At 38.8% G+C, this 26,211-nt stretch carries 30 protein-coding genes and 1 pseudogene; 8 read left to right on the top strand and 23 right to left on the bottom strand.

The window, feature by feature from the left end; all coding sequences use genetic code 11:
• Positions 1-35: 35 nt before the first annotated feature.
• The 8 genes from GZ996_RS04215 to holA all read right to left on the bottom strand — a co-directional run bounded on the left by GZ996_RS04215 (position 36) and on the right by holA (position 7,099).
• On the bottom strand, positions 36-548 hold the full coding sequence (locus GZ996_RS04215) for a hypothetical protein (protein ID WP_162011402.1): 513 nt from the start codon (positions 546-548) through the stop codon (positions 36-38).
• A 242-nt stretch (positions 549-790) separates the two neighbouring features.
• Complete coding sequence (sodA, locus tag GZ996_RS04210; protein WP_156805559.1) at positions 791-1,396, bottom strand: superoxide dismutase SodA; 606 nt, start codon at positions 1,394-1,396, stop codon at positions 791-793.
• Between the two features lie 70 nt (positions 1,397-1,466).
• On the bottom strand, positions 1,467-2,549 hold the full coding sequence (locus tag GZ996_RS04205; RefSeq protein ID WP_162011401.1) for a helix-turn-helix transcriptional regulator: 1,083 nt from the start codon (positions 2,547-2,549) through the stop codon (positions 1,467-1,469).
• A 130-nt stretch (positions 2,550-2,679) separates the two neighbouring features.
• Complete coding sequence (locus tag GZ996_RS04200; RefSeq protein ID WP_162011400.1) at positions 2,680-3,564, bottom strand: DUF6287 domain-containing protein; 885 nt, start codon at positions 3,562-3,564, stop codon at positions 2,680-2,682.
• Between the two features lie 139 nt (positions 3,565-3,703).
• Positions 3,704-4,138, bottom strand: coding sequence for a hypothetical protein (locus GZ996_RS04195; protein WP_162011399.1), 435 nt, complete (start codon positions 4,136-4,138; stop codon positions 3,704-3,706).
• Positions 4,139-4,157: 19 nt separating this feature from the next.
• A complete protein-coding gene (locus tag GZ996_RS04190; RefSeq protein WP_162011398.1) occupies positions 4,158-5,261 on the bottom strand; it encodes a hypothetical protein in 1,104 nt (367 codons plus the stop codon).
• Positions 5,262-5,304: 43 nt separating this feature from the next.
• On the bottom strand, positions 5,305-5,766 hold the full coding sequence (locus GZ996_RS04185; protein WP_161978857.1) for a TM2 domain-containing protein: 462 nt from the start codon (positions 5,764-5,766) through the stop codon (positions 5,305-5,307).
• 292 nt (positions 5,767-6,058) lie between these two features.
• A complete protein-coding gene (gene holA / locus GZ996_RS04180; RefSeq protein ID WP_156805565.1) occupies positions 6,059-7,099 on the bottom strand; it encodes a DNA polymerase III subunit delta in 1,041 nt (346 codons plus the stop codon).
• Between the two features lie 90 nt (positions 7,100-7,189).
• On the opposite strand from holA, the gene GZ996_RS04175 reads away from it, so the two are divergent.
• Positions 7,190-7,366, top strand: coding sequence for a DUF3042 family protein (locus GZ996_RS04175; protein ID WP_156805566.1), 177 nt, complete (start codon positions 7,190-7,192; stop codon positions 7,364-7,366).
• A gap of 77 nt (positions 7,367-7,443) precedes the next feature.
• On the opposite strand, the gene GZ996_RS04170 is transcribed toward GZ996_RS04175, so the two are convergent.
• The 9 genes and pseudogenes from GZ996_RS04170 to GZ996_RS12190 all read right to left on the bottom strand — a co-directional run bounded on the left by GZ996_RS04170 (position 7,444) and on the right by GZ996_RS12190 (position 14,688).
• Positions 7,444-8,364 (bottom strand): AEC family transporter, encoded by a 921-nt coding sequence (locus GZ996_RS04170; protein ID WP_162011397.1) that lies wholly within the window; start codon positions 8,362-8,364, stop codon positions 7,444-7,446.
• A complete protein-coding gene (locus GZ996_RS04165; RefSeq protein WP_162011396.1) occupies positions 8,364-8,738 on the bottom strand; it encodes an OsmC family protein in 375 nt (124 codons plus the stop codon). Before GZ996_RS04165 ends, GZ996_RS04170 begins: the two co-directional genes overlap by 1 nt.
• A gap of 226 nt (positions 8,739-8,964) precedes the next feature.
• On the bottom strand, positions 8,965-10,542 hold the full coding sequence (cls, locus tag GZ996_RS04160) for a cardiolipin synthase (protein ID WP_161978862.1): 1,578 nt from the start codon (positions 10,540-10,542) through the stop codon (positions 8,965-8,967).
• Between the two features lie 98 nt (positions 10,543-10,640).
• The gene (gene dagK / locus GZ996_RS04155) at positions 10,641-11,045 is read right to left on the bottom strand and encodes a diacylglycerol kinase (RefSeq protein ID WP_156805570.1); all 405 of its coding nucleotides are present in this window, start codon (positions 11,043-11,045) and stop codon (positions 10,641-10,643) included.
• Positions 11,026-11,520, bottom strand: a complete 495-nt coding sequence (ybeY, locus tag GZ996_RS04150) for an rRNA maturation RNase YbeY (RefSeq protein ID WP_161980033.1) — start codon at positions 11,518-11,520, stop codon at positions 11,026-11,028. Before ybeY ends, dagK begins: the two co-directional genes overlap by 20 nt.
• Positions 11,521-11,897: 377 nt before the next feature.
• Positions 11,898-12,386, bottom strand: a complete 489-nt coding sequence (locus tag GZ996_RS04145; RefSeq protein WP_162011395.1) for an ATP-binding cassette domain-containing protein — start codon at positions 12,384-12,386, stop codon at positions 11,898-11,900.
• A gap of 268 nt (positions 12,387-12,654) precedes the next feature.
• Positions 12,655-12,897 (bottom strand): hypothetical protein, encoded by a 243-nt coding sequence (locus GZ996_RS04140; RefSeq protein ID WP_162011394.1) that lies wholly within the window; start codon positions 12,895-12,897, stop codon positions 12,655-12,657.
• Between the two features lie 246 nt (positions 12,898-13,143).
• Positions 13,144-14,087 (bottom strand): annotated as a pseudogene (locus GZ996_RS04135) (tyrosine-type recombinase/integrase); the annotation flags it as partial.
• 91 nt (positions 14,088-14,178) lie between these two features.
• Positions 14,179-14,688 carry a TetR/AcrR family transcriptional regulator gene (locus GZ996_RS12190; RefSeq protein ID WP_162011430.1) on the bottom strand — a complete coding sequence of 170 codons (510 nt, stop codon included), beginning with the start codon at positions 14,686-14,688 and terminating at the stop codon, positions 14,179-14,181.
• Positions 14,689-14,821: 133 nt separating this feature from the next.
• Between GZ996_RS12190 and GZ996_RS04125 the strand changes: the two genes are divergently transcribed.
• From GZ996_RS04125 to GZ996_RS04115, 3 genes are all read left to right on the top strand, one after another.
• A complete protein-coding gene (locus tag GZ996_RS04125; protein WP_162011393.1) occupies positions 14,822-15,964 on the top strand; it encodes a pectin acetylesterase-family hydrolase in 1,143 nt (380 codons plus the stop codon).
• 14 nt (positions 15,965-15,978) lie between these two features.
• Positions 15,979-17,031, top strand: coding sequence for an alpha/beta hydrolase (locus tag GZ996_RS04120; RefSeq protein WP_162011392.1), 1,053 nt, complete (start codon positions 15,979-15,981; stop codon positions 17,029-17,031).
• 502 nt (positions 17,032-17,533) lie between these two features.
• On the top strand, positions 17,534-17,671 hold the full coding sequence (locus tag GZ996_RS04115) for a hypothetical protein (protein WP_162011391.1): 138 nt from the start codon (positions 17,534-17,536) through the stop codon (positions 17,669-17,671).
• A 163-nt stretch (positions 17,672-17,834) separates the two neighbouring features.
• Here the strand turns inward: GZ996_RS04115 and GZ996_RS04110 are convergent, their stop codons facing one another.
• Together GZ996_RS04110 and GZ996_RS04105 are read right to left on the bottom strand one after the other, a co-directional pair.
• Positions 17,835-18,344 (bottom strand): cyclophilin-like fold protein, encoded by a 510-nt coding sequence (locus GZ996_RS04110; protein ID WP_238386390.1) that lies wholly within the window; start codon positions 18,342-18,344, stop codon positions 17,835-17,837.
• A 12-nt stretch (positions 18,345-18,356) separates the two neighbouring features.
• Positions 18,357-19,352 (bottom strand): alpha/beta hydrolase, encoded by a 996-nt coding sequence (locus GZ996_RS04105; protein ID WP_162011390.1) that lies wholly within the window; start codon positions 19,350-19,352, stop codon positions 18,357-18,359.
• A 95-nt stretch (positions 19,353-19,447) separates the two neighbouring features.
• On the opposite strand from GZ996_RS04105, the gene GZ996_RS04100 reads away from it, so the two are divergent.
• Positions 19,448-19,831: a MerR family transcriptional regulator gene (locus GZ996_RS04100; protein WP_162011389.1), complete on the top strand. Its 384-nt coding sequence runs from the start codon at positions 19,448-19,450 to the stop codon at positions 19,829-19,831.
• On the opposite strand, the gene GZ996_RS04095 is transcribed toward GZ996_RS04100, so the two are convergent.
• Positions 19,819-20,685: a LysR family transcriptional regulator gene (locus tag GZ996_RS04095; RefSeq protein WP_162011388.1), complete on the bottom strand. Its 867-nt coding sequence runs from the start codon at positions 20,683-20,685 to the stop codon at positions 19,819-19,821. The genes GZ996_RS04100 and GZ996_RS04095 overlap by 13 nt on opposite strands.
• Positions 20,686-20,798: 113 nt before the next feature.
• On the opposite strand from GZ996_RS04095, the gene GZ996_RS04090 reads away from it, so the two are divergent.
• The 3 genes from GZ996_RS04090 to GZ996_RS04080 all read left to right on the top strand — a co-directional run bounded on the left by GZ996_RS04090 (position 20,799) and on the right by GZ996_RS04080 (position 23,559).
• Positions 20,799-21,659 (top strand): aldo/keto reductase, encoded by an 861-nt coding sequence (locus tag GZ996_RS04090; RefSeq protein WP_162011387.1) that lies wholly within the window; start codon positions 20,799-20,801, stop codon positions 21,657-21,659.
• A gap of 705 nt (positions 21,660-22,364) precedes the next feature.
• Positions 22,365-22,646, top strand: a complete 282-nt coding sequence (locus GZ996_RS04085; RefSeq protein WP_162011386.1) for a hypothetical protein — start codon at positions 22,365-22,367, stop codon at positions 22,644-22,646.
• A gap of 52 nt (positions 22,647-22,698) precedes the next feature.
• Positions 22,699-23,559 (top strand): plasmid recombination protein, encoded by an 861-nt coding sequence (locus tag GZ996_RS04080; RefSeq protein WP_238386389.1) that lies wholly within the window; start codon positions 22,699-22,701, stop codon positions 23,557-23,559.
• Positions 23,560-23,884: 325 nt separating this feature from the next.
• Here the strand turns inward: GZ996_RS04080 and GZ996_RS04075 are convergent, their stop codons facing one another.
• The 3 genes from GZ996_RS04075 to GZ996_RS04065 form a co-directional block, all read right to left on the bottom strand.
• Positions 23,885-24,379 (bottom strand): hypothetical protein, encoded by a 495-nt coding sequence (locus GZ996_RS04075; RefSeq protein WP_162011385.1) that lies wholly within the window; start codon positions 24,377-24,379, stop codon positions 23,885-23,887.
• Positions 24,380-24,613: 234 nt separating this feature from the next.
• Complete coding sequence (locus tag GZ996_RS04070) at positions 24,614-25,186, bottom strand: ABC transporter permease (RefSeq protein ID WP_238386388.1); 573 nt, start codon at positions 25,184-25,186, stop codon at positions 24,614-24,616.
• A gap of 564 nt (positions 25,187-25,750) precedes the next feature.
• Positions 25,751-26,211: IS3 family transposase (locus tag GZ996_RS04065; RefSeq protein ID WP_238386387.1), on the bottom strand; the 461-nt coding region annotated here is incomplete at its 5' end.

Raw genomic sequence — 26,211 nt, 5'->3', positions numbered from 1 at the left:
CTGAGTATCATTCAATGAAAATGTCTCATTTGTATTCAAATTCTTATAAGAGAACGCAACTTATAAGAGAACGCAACTTGAGAAGCATCTAGCCCCTGTTCAGATAAAAACGTTTTAATCGTTTCTTCTAAACTGAGGTGGCTGTAATCATAATACAATCCCAATGAATACATATAAGGCAAATCTTCAGCTATAACAGCTTCTTTTGCTTCCATACTTTTAAAAGTTGGAGTCACGATAACTTCCTTAATATCCAGATTTATCAGAGCTACCTCCTCCTCTTTAGCATGATACGCGAAAAACTGAGATTCTTTCCTATTCATCTTTAGGGGAAACCTCCAAAGTAAAAAAGGTATAATAAGTAGCCAAAATACAATTAAAAGCTGAGTAACTCTTACCTTAGGAATTCTCAAGTCTGCAATAACTCCAGATTTTCTTTGATTTCTCCGCCTACGTCTCTTAATATTTTTTACAACAGTTTTCAAATAATCTGAAAATCCTCGTTTTCTGTGTCGTTGATCAGAACGACATCTATTTTCTTTTTTCATATCCATTGGTCATTATAAACCAAATTTGAAGAAGTCTCTAATAATAACATCAAAAAAGAACCGACCAAAGCCAGTTCTCTCAGTATTATCTAGTTACTGCGTACAATTCAGTTACTTTATTCCACTCCTCAGCTCCATCGGAGAAGCGCTCGATGTCACGCGAAAAGTCCTATGAGACTTTTCTAGAGGACTTACTAACTTTTCAAGAAAGAATTATCGTCTTACTTGAAAAGCATCGCCAATTATTTTGCTGCTTTATAGAGTTCATCAACTTTATTCCAGTTGATGATTTCAAAGAATGCTTTGATGTAGTTTGGACGTACGTTACGGTAGTTGAGGTAATAAGCATGTTCCCAAACGTCAAGTGCTAAGATTGGTTGTTTGCCATCCATAATTGGTGTTTCTTGATTTGGTGTTGATACTACTTCAAGTTTACCTTCTGCATTGACAACAAGGAAAGCCCATCCTGAACCAAAGCGTGTTGTTGCTGCTACTGTGAACGCCTCTTTGAAAGCGTCAAATGAACCAAAGGCTTCATCAATAGCTGTTGCTACTTCTGCTGTGATTTCTGTTTTTTCTGGTGAAAGGAGTTCCCAGAAAAGAGCGTGATTTAAGTGACCACCACCGTTGTTGATAACTGCTTGACGAATGTCTGCTGGAATTGACTCAACATCTGACAAGAGCGCCACTAAATCTTCACCGATTTCAGGGTGTTTTTCAAGCGCAGCATTCACATTTGCCACGTAAGTTGCGTGGTGTTTATCGTGGTGAAGGGTCATTGTTTCAGCATCAATAACTGGCTCAAGTGCATCGTAAGCGTATGGTAAATCTGGTAAAATAATTGCCATGATTAAATTCCTCATTTCGTTTTTCTAGTCTCATTTTATAGGAAAATGGCAGAGCTTTCAACTGATTTGCTCACTTCTTTTCTAAATCTTCTGAGTAATAATTTAGCATATTACGAGCGCTCTGGATTACGTAATCTCTAACTGACTTTGGAGACAAAATTTTCAATTGATCAGACTGCATCAGAAGCCACATTTTGACACCATAACCATCATTTGTTGCTATATCAATACGACTCACAACCTGTTGTCGATCATCATCAAAATGTTGCGAAATGATTTTAGCACCTGGGAAACGGTCCAGCACATAGACTGGATCATAGTAAAATTCAATACTCAACGTAATCGGTTTCCCAAAATACCCCCACACGCCCGTGTTATTACGAAGAATACCCGCTTGAAAGCGATTGTTATAATCTAGCTTTCTTCTCTTACCATGAAGCTGAATATTTTTCATATTATTAACACGAAACTTATTTAAATTTGTTAAATCACGGTCATCTTGACTAGTATGATGATCAGAAACCATATAAAAATACAAATCTTGAAAATATAATTGTTCTGGAAGTTTCTTAAAATGATGAGTTACAAAATTCTTCGTATAATCAAAACTAATCTCTAATTGCTGTTCAATAGCATCATTAATCATCCCTAGTATTTCAAGTAACGGAGAGTCTGGAACACCTTTATAGTGAAATCGCTCATTCAAAATACTATTTTTCAAGTATTCATTATTGTCACCAATCTGAACAATACTGTCAATTAGACCAAACATTTCATCATTTGATAATGCACGACTTTCAAGGAGAATTTTTAAAATAGCAAAGCTTTCATTGGCAGATAATAAATTGCCGAAGCTTGATAGTTTAGCAATATTTTCTTTAACAAAATATTGCCCTCCTTCCCCCGACTTTCTCAGTTGAACTTGAAAGCGATCAGTAAGGGAATCTATTAAATTACTACTTCCAAGTAATAAATCATAGCGCTGTGAAATACATTCTTCCAAAACTTGCTTAATTTGGGCAATGTCATTTTGAATGGTACGAGGTGACACACCAAACATTAATTCCAACTCTTTTTTATTTAACTGTTGACCATCTAATAACTGAAGTAGCATTGTCATCTGTCTCTTGCCACTATTATCTTTTTGAAGCATAATACCTCCATTTCTATTATTCTAACCTAATTCTAAAATAAATCAGATAAAGGATAGATTATCACTCCTAAAAACATCCGAATCTTCTCGACACGGATGCTTTTATTGATATGAATACTATACTAATCCACTATTGACGGTAATACATCTCATTTGCGGCTTCTTCAGGTGTCCTAAATGATTGTGTAATAAAAATTCTGTCTTTAGATGTATCACTAATATCAACTTCTTCTGGATTAGCAAAATTCGTCAAAGATACACCAACTGGAAAAATACTGATATTTGCGCCTGTCATCCCTGCAATATAGCTACCAGAAGCTTGCCCATTCTCTGAAATGGTTCTAACTTCAATTCGGTTAGACTCTTTATTCGTCACATTGCCTCTGGTATCAATGACAAGGACATCTCCCTTCGCATTTGTCCATGTGCCAGCAAGACTAGCATAATCGCCAGCTACCAAAGCATTTACATCCACAGATGAATCAACTTCTACTTGTGGTTCTGCTTCTTTGATAACAGATGCCCATTCAAGACTAGAAAGATCAAATCTTTCTGTTGATGTTGGAGTATCGATTTTCTCCAATTTATCCCCAGTCGCTGACCAACGATAACCATCCCCAGAACTTCCGCCATATATAAAATTACCATCAGCCAACGGCCAAAGCGTCATCCGTTCCCCAATCATATCAAGATTTAATTCTTTTGAAGTCACACGAACCAACTGATTGTCTTTTGTTATCGTATAAATGTCCGTAACTGTATGAGCAGGTATTATTTTACTTGGTAAAAATCCTATGACTAACTCCCGAATCCCATTTTTATCAAAATCATGGTAGGCATAGCCAGTAGCCGTGTCATACACCGATGCATACGTCACAGCTAGAGGGTTCAACTCTTGATTAGCCGTGTTTGAACCAATAGCCGTAGCATACTGATCAATAATGGTCTGATACAAACTTTCATCAACCTTTGGTGTAGCAGTAGTTGATGCAGTCGTTTCAGTTGTTGTAGTCACCTTACTTTCCTTTGAAACCGATGTTTTTTCGTTAGTCTTGTTTTGACATGCTGTTAACGTGATCGATGAAATCAAAATTAAACCTAGTAAGATTTTTTTCATTTTATTAATAACCTTTTCTTTACTCTCATATAAAATATCATTCCAAAGTTGCAACTGGATTTTTCTTGACAAAGTCGGAACTACTTTCTTCTCCCTCAATTGACAAACTTAAACTTTCTTTGTCTTTGGACAGTGAATAATTGAACTCCTCTACTCCATCAAAAGGATTTCCCTTAGCGCCTTCGACTTGATAGGTTTCCGTAATCTCTATCTTTGATCCTGATATAACTTTTCCTGTCAACATTTTCCCAGATTTCACTTCACTTTCAACAGATGAAAACAATCCTTCTTTAGTGTAATTAACAAAGGCATAATTTAAAGTCACTTTATCATCTTTAATTTGTAAATACATTTGAAACTCGTTGCTATTATCTGTCGAATACCACTTTCCACTAATGTCTGGTTTTCCACATGCGACTAATGTTAAACTTGTAAGAACCAATACCGCTACCATTACTACTATTTTTTTCATTTTATCCATGAGCTATCCCTTAATTATAATCTCTCAAAACAAACGTACCATTTAGGTCATCAGCATACTTTACTTTTCCAGGTTGATAAACATATATATCACCTGAATTCTTATCTCTAATAGAAAAACTTACTTTAGCTTTTTCACCATCTTTTTCAAAGATTTTATCATAATCAGTAAATTCAGATACCTTTAAATCATCCCAACCACCATGTAAAGTCACTTGGAAAAGACCATTCGGACTATTGAGTATATCCTTCACATGATCTGGTGTAACAAGTCTATCTAAATCCTCTGATACAAGCTGGGACACTTCATTAGACTCCGTTAACTCTGTTTCTCCAAAAAAGATTTTACCATCCATGATATAGTCACTATCCTCTTCAAAAAAGAATTCTTTCTCATAATTTGAATATAATGATATCGCATAGGATTCTAAGCGACTCTCTGTGTCAGGAATTCCTTGTAAATCCATTGTGGCACTAACAAATGATTTTCCTAAATCCATTGATCCATCTTGATTATAGTAATAATCAATTAAATCCTTATAGTAAAGTGAGATAAAGTGTAGTTTACCAAATTTTTCAACCAGAACCCCTTGTTCTACAGAAAAATGATCATCATACACAAAGTCTTTACCATCCATTGAAACACTTTTATTCACCACTTGCATTGTGTTCGCATTATCAAGATAATACACTTTGTTACTATCTTCAGCCCAATCTTTCGGCATAAAAGGTCGAGTGACTTTAAAATAAGTTCCATCCTCTTTTATCCTAAGCTCATATAACTCATTACCAGCAAAAGAATTAGTATAAGATATTCCTCTATAGGTTCCTACAACATCTTTCACCATACTAGAAAGCTTAAATGGAGTACTCGCAAATGAATTAAGCTCCTGCTCAGAAACTGTACTTGGATCCAGTAGTAAAGAAGTCGCTAGGTTCTTCTCTTCATCCATTGTAGTGTTCACAGAGTTCTCACTAGATGATTTTGATTTATCTTCTCTGACAGCAGAAGTAGTCACTTCCTTCTTCTCACCTAGCTCAGGCTCACTCTTTTGCTGGCATGCTACAAGCAAAAGTGAACTTAATAAAATAAGGCTTAAAACACTCTTTTTCATATCAAAACTCCTCAATTGTTATGACATTTCTCTTTACTAAGAATTAATCTTTCAATTCTCTACCTTGAGCATCTTGATGCCACTTACTTCCTGGTTTTGACGTTAATACTAGAATCATATTAATCACATTCCATATTATGTTCATCAAAACCATCAGTGGTAAGATAAAAGGAATGGATCCGACGATCGTCAATAGAACACGTAAAATACCCTTACCTGTATTTCCAATATAAAACTCATAAAAGCCAAATGCTCCCAAAAACGCTAAAATAGCAGCAACAATTTTCGATTTATCACTTTGACCACCTACTCCTTGAAAATTAGCAAATTGAGCTAGTTGATCAACTTTCGAAACAATATAAGTTTCCCCATTTTTATAAAATTCTACGTAGTCCCCAACTACAGGTTCAAAACCAAAATTATTCTGAGAAATTTCAATAAACTGACTATCTGAACTTTTCCCCACATAAACAACACCGTCTTCAATTTTAATGATTTTATACATTAGTTTCTCCTTTTTATTAGACATTATTTTATGAAGAGTTTCGCAAGTTTTTTATATTACCTAAGCACCTCTTCAAAAAATCACTAGAAATTTCTAACTCTCTCAAGATACCACATCACCTAGCAAGCATTTTGCCAGAAAGCTATTTTTAGAAAAAAATTAGAAAAATTTTTTAGATTTTAAATTTCTTTTTCAAGAAAAGCAACAAAAAACTCTGTTAAAATGCAATAAGCTTTGTAGCTCTCACAAGATCTCAACAGAGTACTTTTTATTTTGTTCAATTTCTAATGTATTATTTTTTCGTTAAACCCGCTATCTTCAACAATGCCACTTCAAAGAGATAATCTTTGTCATAAACACCTGTCTTAATCTGATAATCGCATTCAATGAGCGTTGCGACAGCTTTTTTCAGAAAAGACAGTGACAGGCTACGACTGTCTCTCATGGCAAATTTAACTTGGTAGGGATTGACGTTCCGTCCTATCAAGCTAGAAAGCTCAGCTACCATAGCCTGCTCAGGTTTCCCCTGACTAGCTAAAATCTTGACCTGCAAAAAGAGACGAAACTGCCCAAGCATAATGGCAATCAGCTTAATCTCATCCTCCCCTTGAAGTCGCAAGTCCCTCACCAACTCACGACTAACATCAATCTTGCCAGACAGGATATACTGGGTCAGGTCAAATAAATTATCTTGTAGGCTTTTGGGAATAGCTTGCGCAATATCCTCATGTGTCACCGTGCCCTGCTTCTTATAAGATTGGAGAAAAGCTAGATTTTTTGAGGTATCAGAAAAATCAAAGTTAGACTTAATCAAGAGCTCTTCAAAAACACCTGACTCAAACGCCAATCCTTCCTTATGAGCCCATTTCTGAAAATAGGTTCTCAGCTCTGCTTCTTTTAAAGGGCCAGCTTCAAAAATCCTAGCATCACGTTTCAGGATTTTGACAAGACGGCGTTTACCATCTAGTTTTCCTGGCGCCATAATGACAAGGCGTGTCGTCTCCACAGGATTCTCCAGATAAGCTTCAAATCGTTTGAGTTCTTGCTCAGCCAAATAAGATTTTCTATCTGTTGTAATGTCTAGAAGATTATCAAAAATCACAACCTTTTCATCTGCAAAAAAAGGGAGACTTTCCAAATCCATTTCAGCTGTTGCATAATCAGTTTCAGCCATATCAAAATAAGAATAGGTCAAATCGTCCTTATCAAATGCAATAGCCTTCATAAAAGCTTCTTTTAGCTGACTATACTGGCCTAAATCCTCACCAGTCACGACCGTAATCAGCCACAATTTTTCTTTGGTTAGCTTACCAATTTCTTCAATAGCAATCATAACATCATTATACCACAGGAAGTTAAAACTTGACTAATTTCTCTATTTTGCTATGATTAAGGTATCTTAAAGAAGATAGGAGACACTCTTATGGCTAAAAAATATCCTTTTGTTAAAGGTCTTGTGACTGGTGTTGTTGGTTCAGTTGTTGCCGCTGCTGGTGCGCTTTTTGCAATCCAAAAAACCATTATCGAACCTGAAGAAAAGAAAGCTGCTTTTATCGAGGAAAATCGTAAAAAAGCTGCACGTCGTCGTGTATCACGCTAATGTAACCTTTTGAAGTTAACAAAAAGACCTATTCTATCATTTACTAGAAATGACTGAGTAGGTCTTTTTCTGTTTGATTAGAGATACAAGATTCCAGCCAATCCCATTGTTAAAGGAATTGTTATAAGAGAGAGCGTTGTCGTTAATAAAACTAAGCGTGAACCGTATTCGTAATCGCCTCCATAAACTTGACTTAAAAGGGCTGTATTCATAGCTGCTGGTGCTGTTGAAGCAATGCTGAGCGCCAACTTGACCTCCTGCTCTGCTATTGGCAAAAGCCAAATTATCATGATACTAAGTATCGATGTCCCTACTAAGCGCCAAAAAGCTGTTTGATAAGCAGGCGGGTAAAGAAAAATTTTCCGCGGACTTGCCTTATAAAAGTAAGAACCTAAAACCAAGGTTGAAAGAGGCGTGTTGAGCGTCGCAAACGAATCGACTGCATTCGTGATAACCTGAGGTAAATCCATTGGTAGCATAAAGAAAAAAATCCCGATTGCCGTTCCAATAGTTGCAGGATTAATTAAAAGCGAACGAACATTAATCACAGATTTATCCCTTGAAATCAAATAGATTCCATAAGTCCACTGAGTCAACTGATTAGCAATGACAAAAGCTGATATGTAAAAGACAGCTTCTTTGCCACCTACTGCCAAAGCTAAAGGCGTTCCCATAAAACCAACATTAGCAAAATTAACAGCATACTTATCCATATTACGTTCAGAAGGAAAGAGAAAATGAACAATAACAATTCGTATCCCTAAAATCAAAAAAGCTGAGAGGACGCTTACTCCAAGATTGCTCAGCTTTTCCCAAGAAAATTCTGAAGCTATAAAAGAGGAAACAAACAGACTAGGTGCTACAAATTTTGTCAATAATTTGGAAAGCTGTAAAGTTACTGCTTTAGAAAAAATCCCTTGCTGAGCAAAAAGCAGCCCCATTCCCATCAATAAAAAAAGAACTACTAATTTTTCAAAAACTAAAAAAGAAATCGCCATTATAATACTCCCTCAAACATCATTGAAACAATGACATCTTCACGTAACAATGACTTCACGCGACAGTAGCGATCTGCATAATCTCTCAAAGCTTCCTGATTTGTCTCTGCCAAAAGCTGTGCAGGGAGTTGGATGGTCAATTCAAATGTTCCATCGTCATAAGAAGCAACTGTTTCCATATCAAAACGTTCAAGACCATGCTTTCTCTTATAATAACCTTGAATACACATAGTTACACATGACGATAAAGCAATCACCAATAAACTCATCGGTGTCTCCCCCTTTTCTACAAAGCCAAATGTTTCAATGGGGCTTCCATAACCAGATGACACGGCATGATAAAGCTTATCACCAGTAATTTTCGTTTGATACATCATCTACTCCTTCACGATTATTCTAAATTTCCTAAAAACGATATGAAAAAAACGACCTTACGGTCGTCGGGGGCATTCTCCTAAAAGAATGTGATTAGAAGGTTCACATCATCTAATCAAAATCCGCTCCTGCGTTTATAATTTCCCCTGCGCAAAATTGCTCATTCTAGATGAATAGCAAATTCGGCTCATCGCATGTTATCATTATAACAAACCATCCTTTATTTTACAAGAGAGGTGCAACCATTCGTGCTAAACTTCCAATCATTTTTGAAGAGAGGGAACGATTTTCAATTTCACTCAAGGTTACCAGCTTACTTTGATTAAAGGTATCAGTAAAATCTTTGGATATGTCTGTTAAAACTGATGATCGATAAATATAAGCACCACACTCAAAGTGGTGATAAAGGCTTCTATAATCTAGGTTAATTGTCCCCACAACAGCTTTGCTATTGTCCGAAAGAAAAACCTTTGCGTGAATAAACCCTGGCGTGTACTCATAAATCTTAACCCCTGACAGCATCAATCGCTGATAGTAGGTCTTGGCAAGAGCGTAAGGAATAGGCTTATCTGGAATACCCGGCATAATGATACGGACATCTACCCCACGCTCTGCCGCAAAGCAAATAGCGTGTTCAAGTGCGCTATCTAAAATCAGATACGGTGTCATAATATAGACGTAATCGCGCGCATGATTTAGAATATCAATGTAAACATTTTCGGCGACCTTATCCTGATCCATAGGCGAATCCCCAAAAGGAATGATAAATCCATCACTAGCGTAAGACTTTGCAGGTTCGATAAGATAGGATGTGTAATCCACTTCTCGCTCCAAAGTTGACCACATTTGTATAAAGAGGACGGTAAAGGTTTGAACAGACTCACCTTGAAGCATAATCGCCGTGTCTTTCCAATGACCAAAACGATTAATATGATTGATGTACTCATCTGCTAAATTAACTCCTCCTGTGAAGGCCACTTCATTATCAATCACTAAGATTTTACGGTGATCACGGTAATTATAGTAGGTTGATAAAAAAGGAGAAAGCGGAGCAAAGGACTTGGCCTTTATCCCAAGTTTCCGTAATCGCTCAGCATAGTCAAAGGATAAGGTCGAGAATTCATTCATCCCATCATAAAGGACGCGAACTTCGACTCCCTCTTGGACTTTCTGCCTTAAAATAGCCAGAATCTCCCCCCACATCTTACCTTCCGCAATGATAAAATACTCTAAAAAAATGTATTTTTTGGCTTTCAAAAGTTGTTTTTTCATTTCTTCAAACTTGGCTTCTCCAGTTGGAAAATAAGTCAGACGAGTATTTTTATAAACAGGGTAATAACCATCGCTTCTTCTAAAATATTTTACCAGATTATAGGTTGTCGAGTGCGTTTCGCGCAATTCCATTTCAACTTCGGATTTTTGCTTTAAATACCTAAGCCCTTCCTTCTCCAAGGCATTTATGCGCCGCTTTAGACCACGATAGCCGATATCTGCTTTACTGTAAAAAAGCATAGCTGAGCCAAAAATTGGAAAAGGCATAATTAAAAGCAACCAAGTCATCTTCGCCGTCGCTTCCATCTGGCTATTAAAAAGATAGAGCACTGCACCAAAAACTAACACAAAAGAAATCATTTGAAATAATGTCTCATAATCTTCCAGCCATTGAAATGTAGTCAATAACAATAGAAATTGCAGGATAATGAAAAATCCCATAATCCAAACACGACTAAAAACGAGACGCCAAAAACCTTTTTGACCTTTTCTTAAAAGCCGAATACGACGTTTTTCTTCTTTCATCACCATCTCCAAGTTTTTTTCTCATTATACCATAAAAATAAGGCATCAGTAAGTTGACACCTTATAATATTTTGTGCATTTAATTTCAAGTAATGTCTTTTAAATTATCCAAAGAAAACAGTCCAGATTTTAGGTAAAAAGATAATGAGTCCAGTTAAAATAGCATAGGCTGAAATAACTAAAACCGCTCCTGCTGCCATATCCTTAGCATTCTTAGCCAGCATTGAAAAATGGTAATTACTTGCCAAATCAACAACATTTTCAATCGCCGAATTGACAATTTCAAATGTAATCACTAAAAAAATTGCTAGTAATAAAAATAGCCATTCAATCGCTGAAATCTGAAAAAGCAATCCAGATATGGTTACCAAAATTGCTGAAACAGCATGCTTCCGAAGATTTCGTTCCTCTTTAAAAGCCGTTAAGATACCTGTCAATGCAAATTCAAGGCTGGCAACCAAAGTCATGTTTTTCCACTTTTTTTGTGAATTAGTGTCTCGTAAGTCCATAGGCCGTCAGAATCTCCTCTTGTAAGCCAAACATTTCCGCCTCTTCCTCAGGCGTGTAGTGATCATAGCCATTGATGTGCAAGAAGCCGTGTACCGCCAAAAAGCCCATCTCACGTTCATATGAGTGACCGTACTCCTCAGCTTGTTCTCTTGCTTTATCAATCGAAATAAAAAGCTCTCCGATGTAAGCATCAAATTCATCCATCATCTCAGCCAGTTCAGGATTATCTGCCAAATCTTCTTCAAACATAATAGGAACTTCTGGCTTATATTCTAAACTAATCACATCTGTTGGACGATCTGTATCACGAAATTCTAAATTAAGCTCATGACTACGTTCGTTCGTTACAAAGGTAACTGCCATTTCCTTATTTTGCTTCCCCAACTTTTCCGCCGCAAAATCTAGCAACTCCAAGGTTTGTTTTTTGATGTCCTCTGAGACTTGACCAGTCTCATCTACAAATTCTACGTACATGTATTCACCTAGCACAATTTAAACCGCTAGCTCCTCTTATCCTGTAATGTTTCCTACATTATAACACATTTTATTTTTGGTTACCAATCAATAATATTCAGTTGGTTTTTGCTTGTGAAATAAGGGGGTTTTGAAATTATAGATACTATTCAATTCCAATCAATTTAAAAACAACGTATTAAATAACGTATTAATTTTTAGCGCTGGGGTGTGCTTTTTGATAGTGATTGTTTCCATGATTATTTCTCCTTATTGATTAAATACAAGTTGATAGCGATTAGGATAATTGCAATTACCTTAGACATTGCGTTACCTCTTTCTTTTTGATACAATAAGGACAAGCCGAGGGGTGGCACCCCCTCGTGTCCTAAGAGCGATTACTTATGCTTGCGAGGCTTTGGTTTTCGCTTTTTTTGTTTGCTTGTGTTGATTGCTGTCATTAAAGCAGCTATCCCAAGCAAGTAATCTGGAATTTCTTCAATTAGCTTTTCGGCTAATCTTAATAAATCTTCCTTAGCATCTAAAGCCTTTTCGACAACCTCCTTTGAAACCTTTTGATTGATACTCAATAATAAGGCCAAATTATCAAAGGCTGTTAACTCCGGTAAAAAAGATGGCTCTTCACTAAGAACACCGATGTTTTCAGCAAATTTAGTGGAGTTGCCAATTTCTACACCGTTTACCCAGACTTCTCCCTTCTTAAGCTTGATTAAGCCAGCAATTAATTTAAATAAAGCAGATTTACCAGAACCATTTTTACCAATAATACCGACAATTTCTCCTGAGTCCAAGGACAAATTCAGTTCCTTAAAAATGTGGTGCTTCCCAAAAGAAAACGATAAATCCTTTACTTCAATGATTTTCATAATGTTAATACCCCCTTTTTTGCAATATCCCTAATGAGAAGAGAGACATTTATTATCAGTATTAAAATTGCTAGTGATGATAATGTGATAATATCAGCTATATAATGTGACTGAAAACTTAGTACCATTAAGAAAACATACGAAATCAATGCGGCTATTTGCGCCTGTTTAATGCCCCTTGATAAATAAAAGTACATACTACTCATCTGAGAAACGATAATGAGCATCCTTAATATTTCTCTAGCAATGATTAAATCACCAATTCCCGTTAAGCAATAAAAGATAAAAAATAAAACAACCAGTAGGTAGTGCCTGTCAGAAGAATGTAGAGGCTAATAGCCTTTAGATGTTCATATTTTTTACGAGTTCTAATGATTACCAGCAACATATCATCTTCGGCTAAGTCAATACGACCTACAAATAGATACAGATAGACTATGATAGGCAGTAAATATTTCACGATGAGGTAAAAATTACGATGTTCGATGTGATAATAATGCAGTACGCTCATTGGGAAATCAACATCAAGTAAAGCTTTTCCAGATAAATGAAGCAGGATAAAAACAATAACACCTTAATAACCTGCTTTTGAGTCACATTTCTTTTTATTAAAACCTTTAACATCGCAGCCTCCCTATTTATACTCTCCTTTTAGAGTTAGAAAATAATTAACCTCAGTAAAGGTTTAGTATTTCCTATTAAAGCCTTATTGTAATAGGGTTTTTAGCTTTAAATTTAAAAAGGTAGAGTGAATGTACTAGGATAGACTAGCTATCTTGTCAAGAAAAATATTGACAGCTGCTGCTTTCTTTTTTGGTGCAAGTTCCGCATAGGTATCCATAGTTGTTGAAATAGATTTGTGGCCCATTCTAACCTGTAATTCTTTCCAATTCAAACCAGCATTTAGCATGAGGGAAGCATGTGTGTGACGGAACAGATGGAATCCGTACTCCGGCAAGCCCATGGAAGCTAGACGCTTTTTTAATGTCGCACGTTCATTTCTATCACACATATAATTGCCGTAGATAGTAGGAAAGATAAGTTTGGTTTGTGGCAACCCATTTTTTTCGAAGCATTCGTTCATTTCATTGTGGAAAGAGCGAAGCCCTTCAAGAATTTCACCTGGAACCGAAACACTGCGATTACCCGAATCTGTTTTGGGTGTATTTTTACATACTACCTGTCCCTTGGTACCGAATTTACGGTTAGCTGCTTTCCACATTAACGTCTTTGAGACAGTGATTTCATTGGTAGAAAAATCTAAATCATCAATGGTTAACGCAAGCAGTTCATTAATGCGCAATGCTGAAGCTAACAATGTATCGCAAATGATGTTAAACCTTCGATTAGCTCTTGTATTTGGTAGTGATTATTTACTCAATTCTTCGTCCTGTAACACCATAACCCTTTTCTTGTTAGATTTTGGCTTGGGTGGAATAGTATGTTTTTTGCTGGATTATGCTGTAATCCAAAATTAGTCATACCAAAATCAAAAATATCACTAAGTTTATGAGCGATGGCACCAAAGTCTTTAGCTTCTCCTTTTTTTGACCGTCTTACACCAGATTCTACAGACTTTTTAGCTTTTTGAGCTTGATTATTTATCCAAAGTTGAATATCACTCGAAGAAATTTGGTCAATTTGGAAATCACCAAAAGTTGGCAAGAGGTAGCTATCAAGGTAGCCACGAACTCTATTTATGGAATAAACAGTGTTTAAGTACATGAATATATTTGCATATTGATCTAGACAAAAGACGGGTAAGGTCGCCCGTCTTTTTGAGTTTGTAAACTTATTCCTTTTTCAGTAAAGCCATAATCTCATCAGGACTCTCTTGACAACCTTTGGCCACCCAAGTCCGTAGAACCCTGAAAAAGCCACCGACAATAAATTGCAGGTGAAAATCATCCGTCAGATGCCCTAGCCGATCTTGAAAATACCGATTTAATTCTTCTTCCAGCAAGTAATCCAAGCGATTTGCCATGAGGAGGCGAGTTGGCTCCTGCTGCCCATACCAAAAATCGAAAAACTGCCGCAGGACCAGCATCAAATGAGCATCCGACAAATCCGACAAATCCATCTCCCACCTCTCCAACCAAGCCTGCATCTCATGACGGAGGGAGCGGGCCAGCACCTCCTCCTTACTGGTAAAATTACGGTAAAAGGTCACTCGCCCCACACCAGCCCATGCCACCAGTTCGGACACGCTAATCTTCTCAAAGGGCTTGACCGCAAGTAGCTCCCACATCGCCCCAATCACGCTCTCCACAAACAGCGATTCCTGCCGCTTAACCTTATCTATGCGAAACACTTCCTTTCTTTTGTTTCCTTTTGGAGCAATAGCAGAGCTAGCACTAGTTTTCTAGCCCGTCATCTGCTATACTAGCAAAACAGAAACACTTGTTTCTAAAATTATACCACAAGAGGAGAACATCGTGACCAAACAACCCTTCTACAAGAAAAAATTTTTTAAAGTTTTTACAGTTATCCTAGCTAGCCTTGCTTTAATTGGTTTTGCCGCCTACAAACAGACCTTTGGCTTGTCGGCACCTGAACTCAGACAAGAAAGACCTGATGTGGGGAAATGGTACCGCCTCAGTCCTGATGGTGTGGTTGATTCGACCGGTCAACCAGCCCATGGTTTGCTGAGGATTGGTAAGGACAAAAACAAGGTCATGGTCTATTTCTTTGGTGGCGGGGTCAGCATTAACGCTGAAACAGCTGCAGCTGGTAAGGCCTTCTACGCCACCTCAACCAAGCAACAAGATTTTGTCGCTACCTGGGGAATTGGCAGTTCCCAGGAAGACAATCCTTTTAAGGATTGGACCATCTTAGCCCTGCCTTACAGTACCGGTGATTTTCATGCTGGAACAGGGGAATTTTCCTACACCGATAAAAACGGTCAAGAAAAAATCCTCCATCACAAGGGTTACCAGAACCTGATGGCTCTGTTGTCTGAAGCCAAAACTTATATGGGCAATCCTGATACCCTTCTGGTCACAGGATTTTCAGCTGGTGGTTTTGCCACATCTCTCCTTGCTGACGATGTGATTGACCAGTTTCCAACCGCAAAAAACATCACTGTGGCAGTTGATAGCTCCCTCTTGTTGCATGAGGACTGGAAGGGCATCGCCGAAAGGGTTTGGCAAACGCCTGACCACATCAGCGACCGCCTGAACTCTAACAATCTGGTCCTGGATAGTCTGGTCGCCCTCCATGATAAGCGAGGCGATACCGTCAAAATCCTCTTTGATAGCTCCTATCGTGACGGCACTCTCCAACAATACCAGAACTATATCGACAAGGGACAGCTGGCTGACCCGACACCCGAGACTAGCCAGCAATTTCAAGCCGAGCTGAAAGCCATGGTTGACAGCCTACAAAGCCGTATTGACGGCGTTGGTATCTATGTCTGGAACCACGGTCAAGATGACCAAACAACGGCTACCCAACACACAACCATCAATTTCCCCACCTTTTTCACTCCCATGACAAATGACAAAAGCATTGCTGACTGGATGGACGATGCCGTTAATGGTGACGTGAAGAGCTATGGATTAGAGTTATTGAACAAGTAGAAAGGGCATCCCTAATGACACAGAAGAAAAAATCAAAACGACTCTGGAAGATTGTTGGGATTACCCTAGCCAGTCTATTCGGCCTGCTTAGCCTCCTAGCGGGAGCTATTGCCCTTAAACCTCAACTGGCTATAGGCGTCATCCAGTCAGCCTTGTATCCCAAGGGCAAACCCATTAACCCAACCGACCCCCTCAATCCCACTTCCCAACAGGTCAAGGAAAATGGGATTTATTACCGCAATGATATCGACTATGGCGACACCTACCCCAACTCGTTTTTAGACATTTCCTATCTGTCTGAGGATATCAGAGTGGACAGACCAACCATTATCTACTTTCACGGCGGTGGCTATTTTGGCGGTGATAAGGCTATGGGCGACCCCTTAGCTGCCAACAACGATAGTAGCTACCTCTTTGATCGGCTGGTCCAGGAGGGCTACAATTTGGTCAACGTCAACTATGTGCTGGTGCCTGACCACCATTTCCCAGACCCCATTGTTCAGATGAATGAGGCGGTCAACTATTTGGTGGACCATCAAACAGAGCTAGGCCTAAACATGGATCGGGTGATTTTCTTTGGACAATCGGCTGGCGCTATCATGGTCGGCCAGTACGGCGCCATTCTGTCAAATCCTGACTACCGAGCCCTCTATCCCTTGACCCAAGACCCAAAACTTACCAGCGCTCAAGTCCAAGCCATGGTCATTGATGATGCCCCCTTTCAAATCCCCAGCGGCAATCTGGCACTGGACCTGATGATATCAAACTATCTGGATGATAACCTCTTGTGGCAACAGAAAAAATTGCTCAAATCATACAATCCCATCCCCTATCTGACCACTGACTACCCACCTTCAATCATGCTGGCAGGCACAGCTGATGGTTTCCCAGAAGATATGAGAGCCTTTAGTGACAAGCTCAGTCAGCTCGGTGTCACCAATACCTACTTTCACACGGACGAGGAAACCTACGGCTTAACTGCCCATGGCTACCTGTCCAACCTTAAATACGATAAAACAGGAGCAGCTCAGGCTGCTTATGAGATGATATTAGCATTTATCAATTAAGAAAAATACATTGTTAAAAAATTGAAATAGTATAGAAGTCCCTGTTGTTGCCAAATATGACTAACTAAAATAGCCAACTCTATTTCTAATGATGGAGTGGCAAGGAGACCCAGTTATCCTTTAAATAGTAGCCTCCTAAAGAGAGAGGTCCATAAAATAAAAACGGGCAGGGAATAATAACATTCTCTGCCTATTTGACACCTATTTTGATAACTTAGTGACGGCGGTAATCTTTCTTTTTTCTTGGCAGTCGGTTCTAAAGAACCGATGTTTTGCGAACTGCGCAAAATGTCACTATCTCACCAGTCTGAAAAGAACGAATCAGCATTTTTGAAATATTATTATATAGAGATAATTAGATGATTGACGAGAGTTATAATTTTCAAGAAATATCATCTTCAAAATCCTTGACATAAAAGGTGGAGATTTTCCGATATTTCCGACTTATCTTTTGTAGTGGAAGTTGACAGAGAAATTGTTGGGCGTATACTATAAAAAAGAGATGGATTCCTTTGTTTTAGGAGAATCTACTTACTATTCAAAATTCGGTCACGTTCCAGATCAGATGTTTGGGATAGAGGCGCCATCTGATGTTCCTGGTGAGTATTTCATGGTTTGTTTCTTGAATGGCATCAGATGAATTTGGTATCTAAGCGGTCGCAAATCACAAGGTATATTTTAAAAATAGGCTAGTGAATGAGCTGACAAGAATGTCAAAAAAGTCATATGACTTCTCTAATAAAACCCATCAGATAAAATCTAATGGGTCTGAGGTATAAACTGACGTGCTGGCTACCAATCAGTTATTTTGCATCTGAAAGCGATAGGGTGATGCTGACACTATCTTGGTTAAGGAGTTTATCTAGCTCTGACTGGGACAAGTCGATATGCCCTAGCTTGGTGTAGGACCAACTATTACTACCAAAAAACAGAACGATGTTATTGCTGTTATAGATCATGATGTCGCCAGAAGTTGCCCGTAGTTGCTGGTCTTGGCTTGGAAGTGTAAATCCAAGGCTACCAACTTGTTCAAATCCGCCGTAAGCAGAAAGATTAACAGTAAGCGACTGGTCAGTGAGCTTTGTTTTTAAACTTTGAACGGTGTGATTATTCTCCCAAGTTACAGGGAGTGTTTCGTGATTGATGCTAAGTGTTAGGGTCATCTCTGTCTCCTTTTGGTCGGTAATAGTCTCAGATATAGTTGTTGCCGTGGTGGATTGCGAAGTCGTTTCAGTAGCTAGTTTTGGCTGTTTACCACAAGCTGTTAAACCAAAGAGGGTGAGGAGGAGTAAGGAAAAATGGATTGTTTTCATTGTAATCCCTTTTTAGGATAATGCTTGGTTAAAGAAGCTGACCAACTGATCAAACGGGATTTTTTCTACCTTGTCATAGAGGTCAACATGGTCTGCATTGGGGACGATAACCAATTCTGCGATATCGCCAGCTGCTTTGGCGACATCCTCAGAATAATAGCGTGAGTGGGCATTTTCCCCTGCAATCAACAGCATTGGCCGATCCATCTCTTCGATGTTAGTTACCAATGGAAAGTTAAAGAAAGCTTGCGGTGTCGTCGCTGTCCAAGCCCCTGTGGAGTTGACAGAACGTTCATGGTAACCACGCTCTGTTTTGTAGTAATGATGAAAAGCTGTAAGAACAGGATTATCCTTCAAGAAATCTGGAATGATATCAGGCAGACCTTGTGTGACCAGAACGTCGCCATTTTCATCAAAGGCAATCTCATGAGGGCCGGTTGCAAAGTTTCCTGCGTCCACATCTGCCCAGCGTTGAGCAGCTAGGTAGTCACGGATTTTATTGCGGTCAGCCAAGCTGTAGTTGTCAGCGTAGCCTTTCGAAATACTGCGAGACATGTCATACATAGAGGCTGTTGCTACCGCTTTGATGCGCTTGTCATTGATAGCAGCGGTAATGGCCATACCACTTAAACCGCAAATTGCCATAACCCCGATACGGTTGCGATCTACGTTATCTAGCTTTCCTAGAAAATCAACAGCAGCGCTATAATCTTCTGTAAAAATATCTGGTGAAGCCACATTTCTCACTTCTCCACCGCTTTCGCCTGTGAAAGCATTGTCAAATGCAAGGGCCACAAAGCCACGGCTAGCCAATTCATTGGCGTAAAAACCTGAAGTTTGCTCTTTGACAGCTCCAAAGGCACCTGAGACAGGCAGGGCAGCTAATTTCCCAATGGTATTTTTAGGTTGGTAAAGGTCACCCGCCAGCTCGATGCCGTAGCGATTTTTAAAGCGAACGCTGGTGCGAGTTACGTTGTCATGTAAATCAAATGTATAGGTGTTTGTCATTTGAATGCTCCATTTCTTTTTTGTTATAATAGCAGTATACGACCTAAACTTAGGTTTAGGTCAAGCAAAAAATACGATTTTGGAGAAAAAATGTTATGACGACATCCTATTACAGTATTGGAGAGGTTTCTAAGCGCCTCAATATTCCCATTTCAACCATTCGTTATTACGATAAGCATGGTCTTTTGCCTTTGGTTCGACGGACAGAATCAGGCTTGCGCCAATTTTCAGATGTGGATATTGATATCTTGACTCATATCAGCTGTTTCAAAACCGCAGGCATGCCTATCAAAGAAATCAGACGCTATTTTAAACTCTATGAAATGGGTGATAGCACCATTACTGAGCGTTATGAGCTCATTCATCAGCAGCAACTCAATGTCCAACAGCAAATCAAAGCGCTGCAAAAAGCCTTACAAGTCCTAGCTGATAAGGCAGATAATTATAAAAAAGCTTTACAAAACGATCAATCGTCATAGCTCCATGCATTTTGCAAGGCTGAAATGATGGCATGGAGACGATTTTCGTCTTCCTTTCGATAAGTGACGAAAAAATCCAATTGGGCAGTATCATCTGTGATGTCTAGCTTCCGTCTTCGTGTATCTGGGTACTGATGGTGATTAGCCGCTGCAGATAAGTTGGTCACAAAATAGGGGAGATTGGAATTTTCTAAAATAACCGTAAAGGATTCATCACCAGTCTGGTAGAGGAAGGTGGCTTGAGGAATTTGTTCATGGATAATCTCTTTCCAGACTCCGATATCAGATAAAACGATAAAGCTCATGTGATTCATGTCTTGGAACGTGAGGCTTGTTTGTCCCGCAGGTAGTACCATATTATCGACATTGACTGAGAGATACTCTGTTCCGATGTAGGTAGAGGTCATTTCGGGTGTCTCCAGAGGCTTGTGGGAGAAGACCAGGTCAGCCTGTCGTGTCGTCAGAACATGCTCAATATGCTCTAGGGCAAGTAGGCGGTCTAGTTGCTCAATTTGAAAATGCTGATGGAGCTTGCGGGTAAGAAAGAGGGGGCCAGGCGCTACGCTGGCGATGCGGATAACCGCATGATGGCGGTCAAAATTTTGAATGGTCTCAATAAAAGCGGCTTGTGCATCTATAAGTTTCTGGGCTTCTTGAACAGCAAGTTTTCCGGTTTCTGTCAACGTGATACGATTGGGCTTGCGGTCAAAAATTTTGACACCGAGTTCCTCTTCGATCTTTTGCATGCCACGAGTGACGGTTGGCTGAGTCACCCTAAGATGCTGGGCTGTGGCGGCTAAGGTTCCGAATCTCGCAAAGGCTACTAATTCTTCAAGTAAGTAAAGGTCAATCATGTCCTTTCCTTTCTAGTATACATTTTTTGCATACTATTATACAAATAAAGTCATTTTCAAGTCAAGAATTTCAGGGTAAACTAATATCATCAAAATATAGAGGAGAGACTCATATGACACTAGCAACATTTACCCTTAACAACGGTGTGAAAATCCCAGCAGTCGGCTTTGGCGTTTTCCAAATCCCAGATCCAACCGTCTGTCAAGAAGTGGTGGAAACGGCCATCAAGACGGGCTACCGCTTGATTGACACGGCAGAGGCTTATGGCAACGAAGAAGCGGTCGGCAAGGCCATCAAGGCAGCAGGTGTTCCGCGTGAGGAGCTGTTCATCACGACCAAGGCCTTCATCCAGCACATGAGCTACGAGGGGATTAAGGAGGCCTTTGCAGAATCTTTGAAAAAATTGGACTTGGACTACATTGACCTCTATCTGCTCCACCAGCCACTTGGCGATACTTTTGGGGCATGGCGTGCGCTGGAAGAACTTTACAAGGAAGGAAAAGTGAGAGCTATTGGCGTGTCCAACTTCAAAGACGACCAAATTGCTAATCTTTCCCTTTTCAATAACATCGTTCCAGCCGTCAACCAAATCGAGCTCCATGTCTTCCACCAAAAAGAAGCTTCCGTTGCCTATCAAGCCTCAAAAGGGATTCAAGTTGAGAGCTGGGGTGCTTTTGCAGAAGGAAAATTCGATGTCTTTAACCACCCAGTCTTAACAGCCATCGCAGACAAATACGGTAAAACCACTGCCCAAGTCATGCTTCGTTGGCAGTTACAACGTGGCATCGTTAGCCTTTCTAAATCAGCTAACCCAGAGCGTGTTCGCCAAAACTTCGGCATCTTTGACTTTGAACTCACAGCTGAAGATATGAAAGCTATCAAGGATATTAACACCGACTCTACTGTATTTGCAGACCATCATGACCCAGCGACGGTTGAATTATTAGCAGGATTTGTCGGAAAATCCTACTAATCGCCTGCTCTTGTCAAGCCGAACTTCTGATTCATGAACCATCCTACCTAATCAGATAAGAACTGTTATTAGAGAACACAAAAGGAACACTTCGTACGAAGTGTTCCCAGATTGAAGAAAATTGTCCAAAATGGACTTTTCTTCAATTTTTAGCAGACGAAAGTCTGCTTTTTTTGTCTGCAATGCGAAGCGCAGACAATCGCACGTTGTTCGTGCGACAGTCGAAGACGACACCCCGAACTTGTCAGCCGTCAGGCTGGCATGTTTTCGAGGGGGTGGAAGAGGAGACTAGGGGGAGAAAATAAGGTCAGCTTGGCTGATCTTTTTTCGTGGGGGAGGCCCCCAGTCGTCCACGGAGTGGGCGAGCTCTCCGTTAGGAGTCGGCAGACAGCCCACGTTCAATCCTTTGGATTGGTATAACGTGCTATACCAATCTTTTTTCAAAAACTTTTTCCGGCATAATAATAGCGATTGGGGGTGTGGCCCTGGTATTGAACGTGGCGTTCTATACTAGACCATGTTTCCGTCCTCTGAATGGACTTATATAGTCTCCCAATTATTTGCCAAAAATGGACTAATTAAGAGAAAGGAGTTTTCTATGGCATATTTGGTGTTCTATACTAGACCATGTTTTTCTCTGGAATGGGCTTATATACTCTTCCAGTTTATGGTCAGCAATGGATTTGTTAAGCGGGAGGGGATTTCATGGCACATTTAGGAAAATACACAAGCAAAAAATTGCCTCATCTTCTCAAACATGATGAACGAGCGAGAGACGAGAAAGGCAATTATATTCGATTCGGGAACGACAGTATCGACAGTTCTAGAACGCATTTGAATTACAATCTCCATGAAAGAAACGATGGTCTTTCTGATTATGAATTTATTAAGCAGCGCGCGATGAAATATCTCGCTAAAAACGTGCGTAATCGAGCAGATGTCAATTGGGTAGGGTCTTGGGATAATAACACTACCAAAGAACCTTAAAAACGCTTCAGAGGCTGACAAGAGACGATTCTTTGAATCGTCGGTTAGGTTTGTGGGGGATAGGTATGGGTATGATAATTTGGTTGGAGCATATGTCCACAATGACGAAACAACTCCGCACGTGCATATTAAGGTTACTCCTGTCTTTTTCGACAAGAAGAAAGAGAAGCACAAGTTTTCAGCAAAGGAAATGTTTTCGATCGATGATTTGAAGAAGTTCCATCCAGAACTTTCTGAGCACTTGGAGCGGGAATTTGGTTTTGATGTTGGCGTGTGGGCTGACAAGCCTAACGCAAAGACTAAAGCTTATAACAAGACCATTGAAGTGTTGAAACGTGAGACCGCAGAACTAAAAGATTTGAAGGGACGTATCTTCAACGAAGCTGACAAAAAGAATGATGAATTGAAGAAACTGAACGAAAAGAAAAAGCTTGTCAAGCAAGAGCTAAATGAAGGCTCTGTTTTCGACAGAGCAAAGCGAAAATTGGTTGAAAAGGACGTTGATAGGATTCTCGAAAAGGCAGATGAGCTGACAAAACAACGTACTGACGAGTTGGATGAACGAGCTTTTCGGGCTGAACGTAAAGCCTATGAAGCGGAAAAGAAACTGTCTGATTTGAATCAATTGTGGTCAGTTAAGTATAAAAAACTAGAAAAAGAAAACGAGAATCTAAAGCGCGAGAATGGGATTCTATCGAAGGCTCTAAACACATTACAGCGTGCTTTTGACAAGGCTGAGGAGTATTTGAAGTCAATTTTTGCCTGGAAATCGTTCAAATTCGGAATTTTTAGGGAAGAGGATCCAGAACTCTATGAAGAGTTCCAATCCGTCCGACACAACCCTGGACTGGGGGGCAAGGAATCAGAACAAGAGCAGGAGCAAAGACAAAGGTATTTCAGCCTAGATAGATAGACTGAAAAAATATTTAGATTTAGAAACAATTTTGCCAGTACCTGCCATGAGTTTAATACAGATTGATTATATTGAGAGCATGAGACTTCCATGTAGGTATTTTGTAAGAATAACTTTATGCGTCTACAGTAAATGATATAGAAAACCCTCATCAGCAAAAGCTGATGAGGGTTTTAGCACTATCCGTTCAATGTATTCTATCCCAAAAAAGGTAGAGTAAAAGGTAGAGTTTCAACTGATTTTTATTGCAATCTACTGAATTTCAAAAAAATTAGAAATCGCATAAAATCAAGGTTTTCAGCGTGTACTGAAATGTAATGAAACCTTATTTCACCTCATTCAAAAATACATGGCTAATCACCCAGTAACTGATATTTCCAAAAACATCTGTGACATTAGTCACTTGATAGTGATAAACGGGAAATAATGCCAACAAGGGAGAATGATTCGCCATTTTGTAAAGAAATGATTGTAAAAAAATAAATCCAATTACCAAAAATAGAGCTATTTTTTCCTTGAAAAGCAATCTCAAAAAATGGTGCAGACTCAATAACAATAATAAGTACAACCAAAAATTTATCGTTGTCAATATCACTTGCTTAATCAATGGTATCTCTAAATCAGGAACGGTTAAAAAAAGATGAGTGTATTGATTGATATTATCTGACTCCCAAACAGGATGATAAGTTGCGGACAATAGACAAATCAGACTTCCAAGTAAGCCGATTAGAAGTATAAAGCCACCTATAAAAACCAACTGTAGCAACATGCGTTGTTTAAATAATCTCGTCTTATCTTTAAAACGTAATAAGGTTAACATATTTGAGAAAAAAACTGTCGATAAAAACTGATATCCAATGACACAAATGAGAGGCAAACCAACAATAGCTATATAGAGGTCACTGCTAATGTATAATTGCCAAATCCAAAAACTATGTTTCCCTAATGGTAAGCTATTAAATTGGATATAACTTAACCCTATTAGTAAGCCACAAGTCGACAAATACAGATAGCATTTTCTTTCATACGTCTTCCAAAAAACTTAAAAATGGTTTCAATCATAGGTGATCACTTCCTTCTTTAGTCTGACATATCCTAGCACCGCTATCACTAAGAAAAATACTACCATTTGACTATAAACAAGAACTGCTGTTGCCGATGTGTTGGCTGTCAAATCAAAAGTTGTCACGGGTTCAAATTGATCTAATCCAACAAACGGAAATACAAAAGAAGGCAAAATGTAAATCATAAACGGCATCACAATGGAGACAAGTTTATGGCGTATAAAAAAGGTTGATACCAAGCCTAGATTAGCATAGATAGTAGCAAAAAAGCCACTATTGATAATCGTTATCACTGAATAAAGCAACGGTGATTTCTTAAAAATAACTGACCAAGCGCCACCGATTTCACCAAAATAACTGCCTTGTTCAACTGGAAATAATACCTCATTAGCAGTTAAAAATAGCGCTAAAGGTAATATACCAACTAAGGTAGAAACCAAACTATTAACAAGGAATTTAGTAAGGTAATACCTCTTTAGAGTAGTTCTCGTCAACATACCATATATCATATTATTTTCCTTATCCTGAAGATAAGCATTCGAAAATGGCAGAGCAACTATCATTAGAATGATAACAGATAAGATTGCCCCTTGACTGAGCGAAAAAGAATAAAGAAAAAAAAATCCCCTTAAATGCCTGTATTGAGGTCCAACTACTAACCATCCCTATCACTAAACTGCTCAGAATGAGACAAAAGGCTATGACAGTATTTTTTGAAAACACTGCTCGCTTGAACTCCGTTATAAAATAGGTCATAAAATAATCCCCCAAAAGTGACTTTATAAAGAAAAGGAGAAAACTTGTTGCTTTCTCCTAACTAAAATTATCGTTATAGACAATATTAACTGAAACTATTCCTGCCAGCCATCCTACTTTGTTAGACTTTTATGTGAACCAAACACTACTTCCTTAATAGAGATATGGTTCCTTATAAAAAATAAAACTTATTTCAACAGTTGCATCTGTTTTGATAACACAATGACTGTAAGCCTTTTCTTTTAAATTGTCAACTCTTTTACAAGATTTCTTCATTTTTTGTAATTGTATCTTTTAAACCCATCCTGGTAAAACAAAAAGAAGACCAAATTGTCAAGCCCCGTCTAAAATAGACAGTGTAAAAAAGAACATTAGTTAGTAAGGTATGACTCCCTGAATTCCATAGGGGTCATACCTTTTAATATTTCTTGTGGTCTATCATAGTTATACCAGTCCATGTATTCTTTAATTTGTTGGATGAGTTCATCTCTGTTATTAGGAGGAAAGAGCCGTAAGGACTCACTCTTGAGATGGGAAAAGAAATTTTCACAAGAAGCATTGTCATAACAATTCCCTTTTCCAGAATGGGAAATCGTAACACCATACTGATCTAGTTTTCTGAGATAAAGTTGGTTGGTGTACTGAAAACCTTGATCAGAATGCAAGACACAAATGTGTGTGGCATCCCAATTTTCATTGAAGACGAGGTCTAAATTTTCAAAAACGAGCTGATTATCGTTATAATCTGAAAGAGTATATGCTAGAATAGAGTTGTCATAACAATCTTTTATGACGCTAAGGAACATCCTTCCCTGTTTGTGGTAAACATAAC

Origin of the sequence: Streptococcus sp. S784/96/1 (assembly GCF_902729355.1) — a bacterium.
In the GTDB taxonomy this organism is placed as follows: Bacteria; Bacillota; Bacilli; order Lactobacillales; family Streptococcaceae; genus Streptococcus; species Streptococcus caledonicus.
Note: the sequence above shows the minus strand (reverse complement) of the source record. Positions and strands in the feature narration are given on the sequence as shown.

What these genes read in the sequence shown, in the direction of transcription:
- GZ996_RS04100 (WP_162011389.1), top strand. Translation starts at nt 19,448, where the DNA reads ATGACGACATCCTATTACAGTATTGGAGAGGTTTCTAAGCGCCTCAAT.
- GZ996_RS04185 (WP_161978857.1), bottom strand. Translation starts at nt 5,766, where the DNA reads ATGTATAAAATCATTAAAATTGAAGACGGTGTTGTTTATGTGGGGAAA.
- GZ996_RS04140 (WP_162011394.1), bottom strand. Translation starts at nt 12,897, where the DNA reads ATGAGCGTACTGCATTATTATCACATCGAACATCGTAATTTTTACCTC.
- GZ996_RS04115 (WP_162011391.1), top strand. Translation starts at nt 17,534, where the DNA reads ATGGATTCCTTTGTTTTAGGAGAATCTACTTACTATTCAAAATTCGGT.
- GZ996_RS04175 (WP_156805566.1), top strand. Translation starts at nt 7,190, where the DNA reads ATGGCTAAAAAATATCCTTTTGTTAAAGGTCTTGTGACTGGTGTTGTT.
- GZ996_RS04110 (WP_238386390.1), bottom strand. Translation starts at nt 18,344, where the DNA reads ATGAAAACAATCCATTTTTCCTTACTCCTCCTCACCCTCTTTGGTTTA.
- GZ996_RS04120 (WP_162011392.1), top strand. Translation starts at nt 15,979, where the DNA reads ATGACACAGAAGAAAAAATCAAAACGACTCTGGAAGATTGTTGGGATT.
- holA (WP_156805565.1), bottom strand. Translation starts at nt 7,099, where the DNA reads ATGATTGCTATTGAAGAAATTGGTAAGCTAACCAAAGAAAAATTGTGG.
- GZ996_RS04105 (WP_162011390.1), bottom strand. Translation starts at nt 19,352, where the DNA reads ATGACAAACACCTATACATTTGATTTACATGACAACGTAACTCGCACC.
- GZ996_RS04095 (WP_162011388.1), bottom strand. Translation starts at nt 20,685, where the DNA reads ATGATTGACCTTTACTTACTTGAAGAATTAGTAGCCTTTGCGAGATTC.
- sodA (WP_156805559.1), bottom strand. Translation starts at nt 1,396, where the DNA reads ATGGCAATTATTTTACCAGATTTACCATACGCTTACGATGCACTTGAG.
- GZ996_RS04190 (WP_162011398.1), bottom strand. Translation starts at nt 5,261, where the DNA reads ATGAAAAAGAGTGTTTTAAGCCTTATTTTATTAAGTTCACTTTTGCTT.
- GZ996_RS04205 (WP_162011401.1), bottom strand. Translation starts at nt 2,549, where the DNA reads ATGCTTCAAAAAGATAATAGTGGCAAGAGACAGATGACAATGCTACTT.
- ybeY (WP_161980033.1), bottom strand. Translation starts at nt 11,520, where the DNA reads ATGTACGTAGAATTTGTAGATGAGACTGGTCAAGTCTCAGAGGACATC.
- GZ996_RS04090 (WP_162011387.1), top strand. Translation starts at nt 20,799, where the DNA reads ATGACACTAGCAACATTTACCCTTAACAACGGTGTGAAAATCCCAGCA.
- GZ996_RS04195 (WP_162011399.1), bottom strand. Translation starts at nt 4,138, where the DNA reads ATGAAAAAAATAGTAGTAATGGTAGCGGTATTGGTTCTTACAAGTTTA.
- GZ996_RS04145 (WP_162011395.1), bottom strand. Translation starts at nt 12,386, where the DNA reads ATGAAAATCATTGAAGTAAAGGATTTATCGTTTTCTTTTGGGAAGCAC.
- GZ996_RS04075 (WP_162011385.1), bottom strand. Translation starts at nt 24,379, where the DNA reads ATGTTAACCTTATTACGTTTTAAAGATAAGACGAGATTATTTAAACAA.
- GZ996_RS04215 (WP_162011402.1), bottom strand. Translation starts at nt 548, where the DNA reads ATGAAAAAAGAAAATAGATGTCGTTCTGATCAACGACACAGAAAACGA.
- GZ996_RS04165 (WP_162011396.1), bottom strand. Translation starts at nt 8,738, where the DNA reads ATGTATCAAACGAAAATTACTGGTGATAAGCTTTATCATGCCGTGTCA.
- GZ996_RS04170 (WP_162011397.1), bottom strand. Translation starts at nt 8,364, where the DNA reads ATGGCGATTTCTTTTTTAGTTTTTGAAAAATTAGTAGTTCTTTTTTTA.
- GZ996_RS04070 (WP_238386388.1), bottom strand. Translation starts at nt 25,186, where the DNA reads ATGATAGTTGCTCTGCCATTTTCGAATGCTTATCTTCAGGATAAGGAA.
- cls (WP_161978862.1), bottom strand. Translation starts at nt 10,542, where the DNA reads ATGGTGATGAAAGAAGAAAAACGTCGTATTCGGCTTTTAAGAAAAGGT.
- GZ996_RS04085 (WP_162011386.1), top strand. Translation starts at nt 22,365, where the DNA reads ATGGCACATTTAGGAAAATACACAAGCAAAAAATTGCCTCATCTTCTC.
- dagK (WP_156805570.1), bottom strand. Translation starts at nt 11,045, where the DNA reads ATGGACTTACGAGACACTAATTCACAAAAAAAGTGGAAAAACATGACT.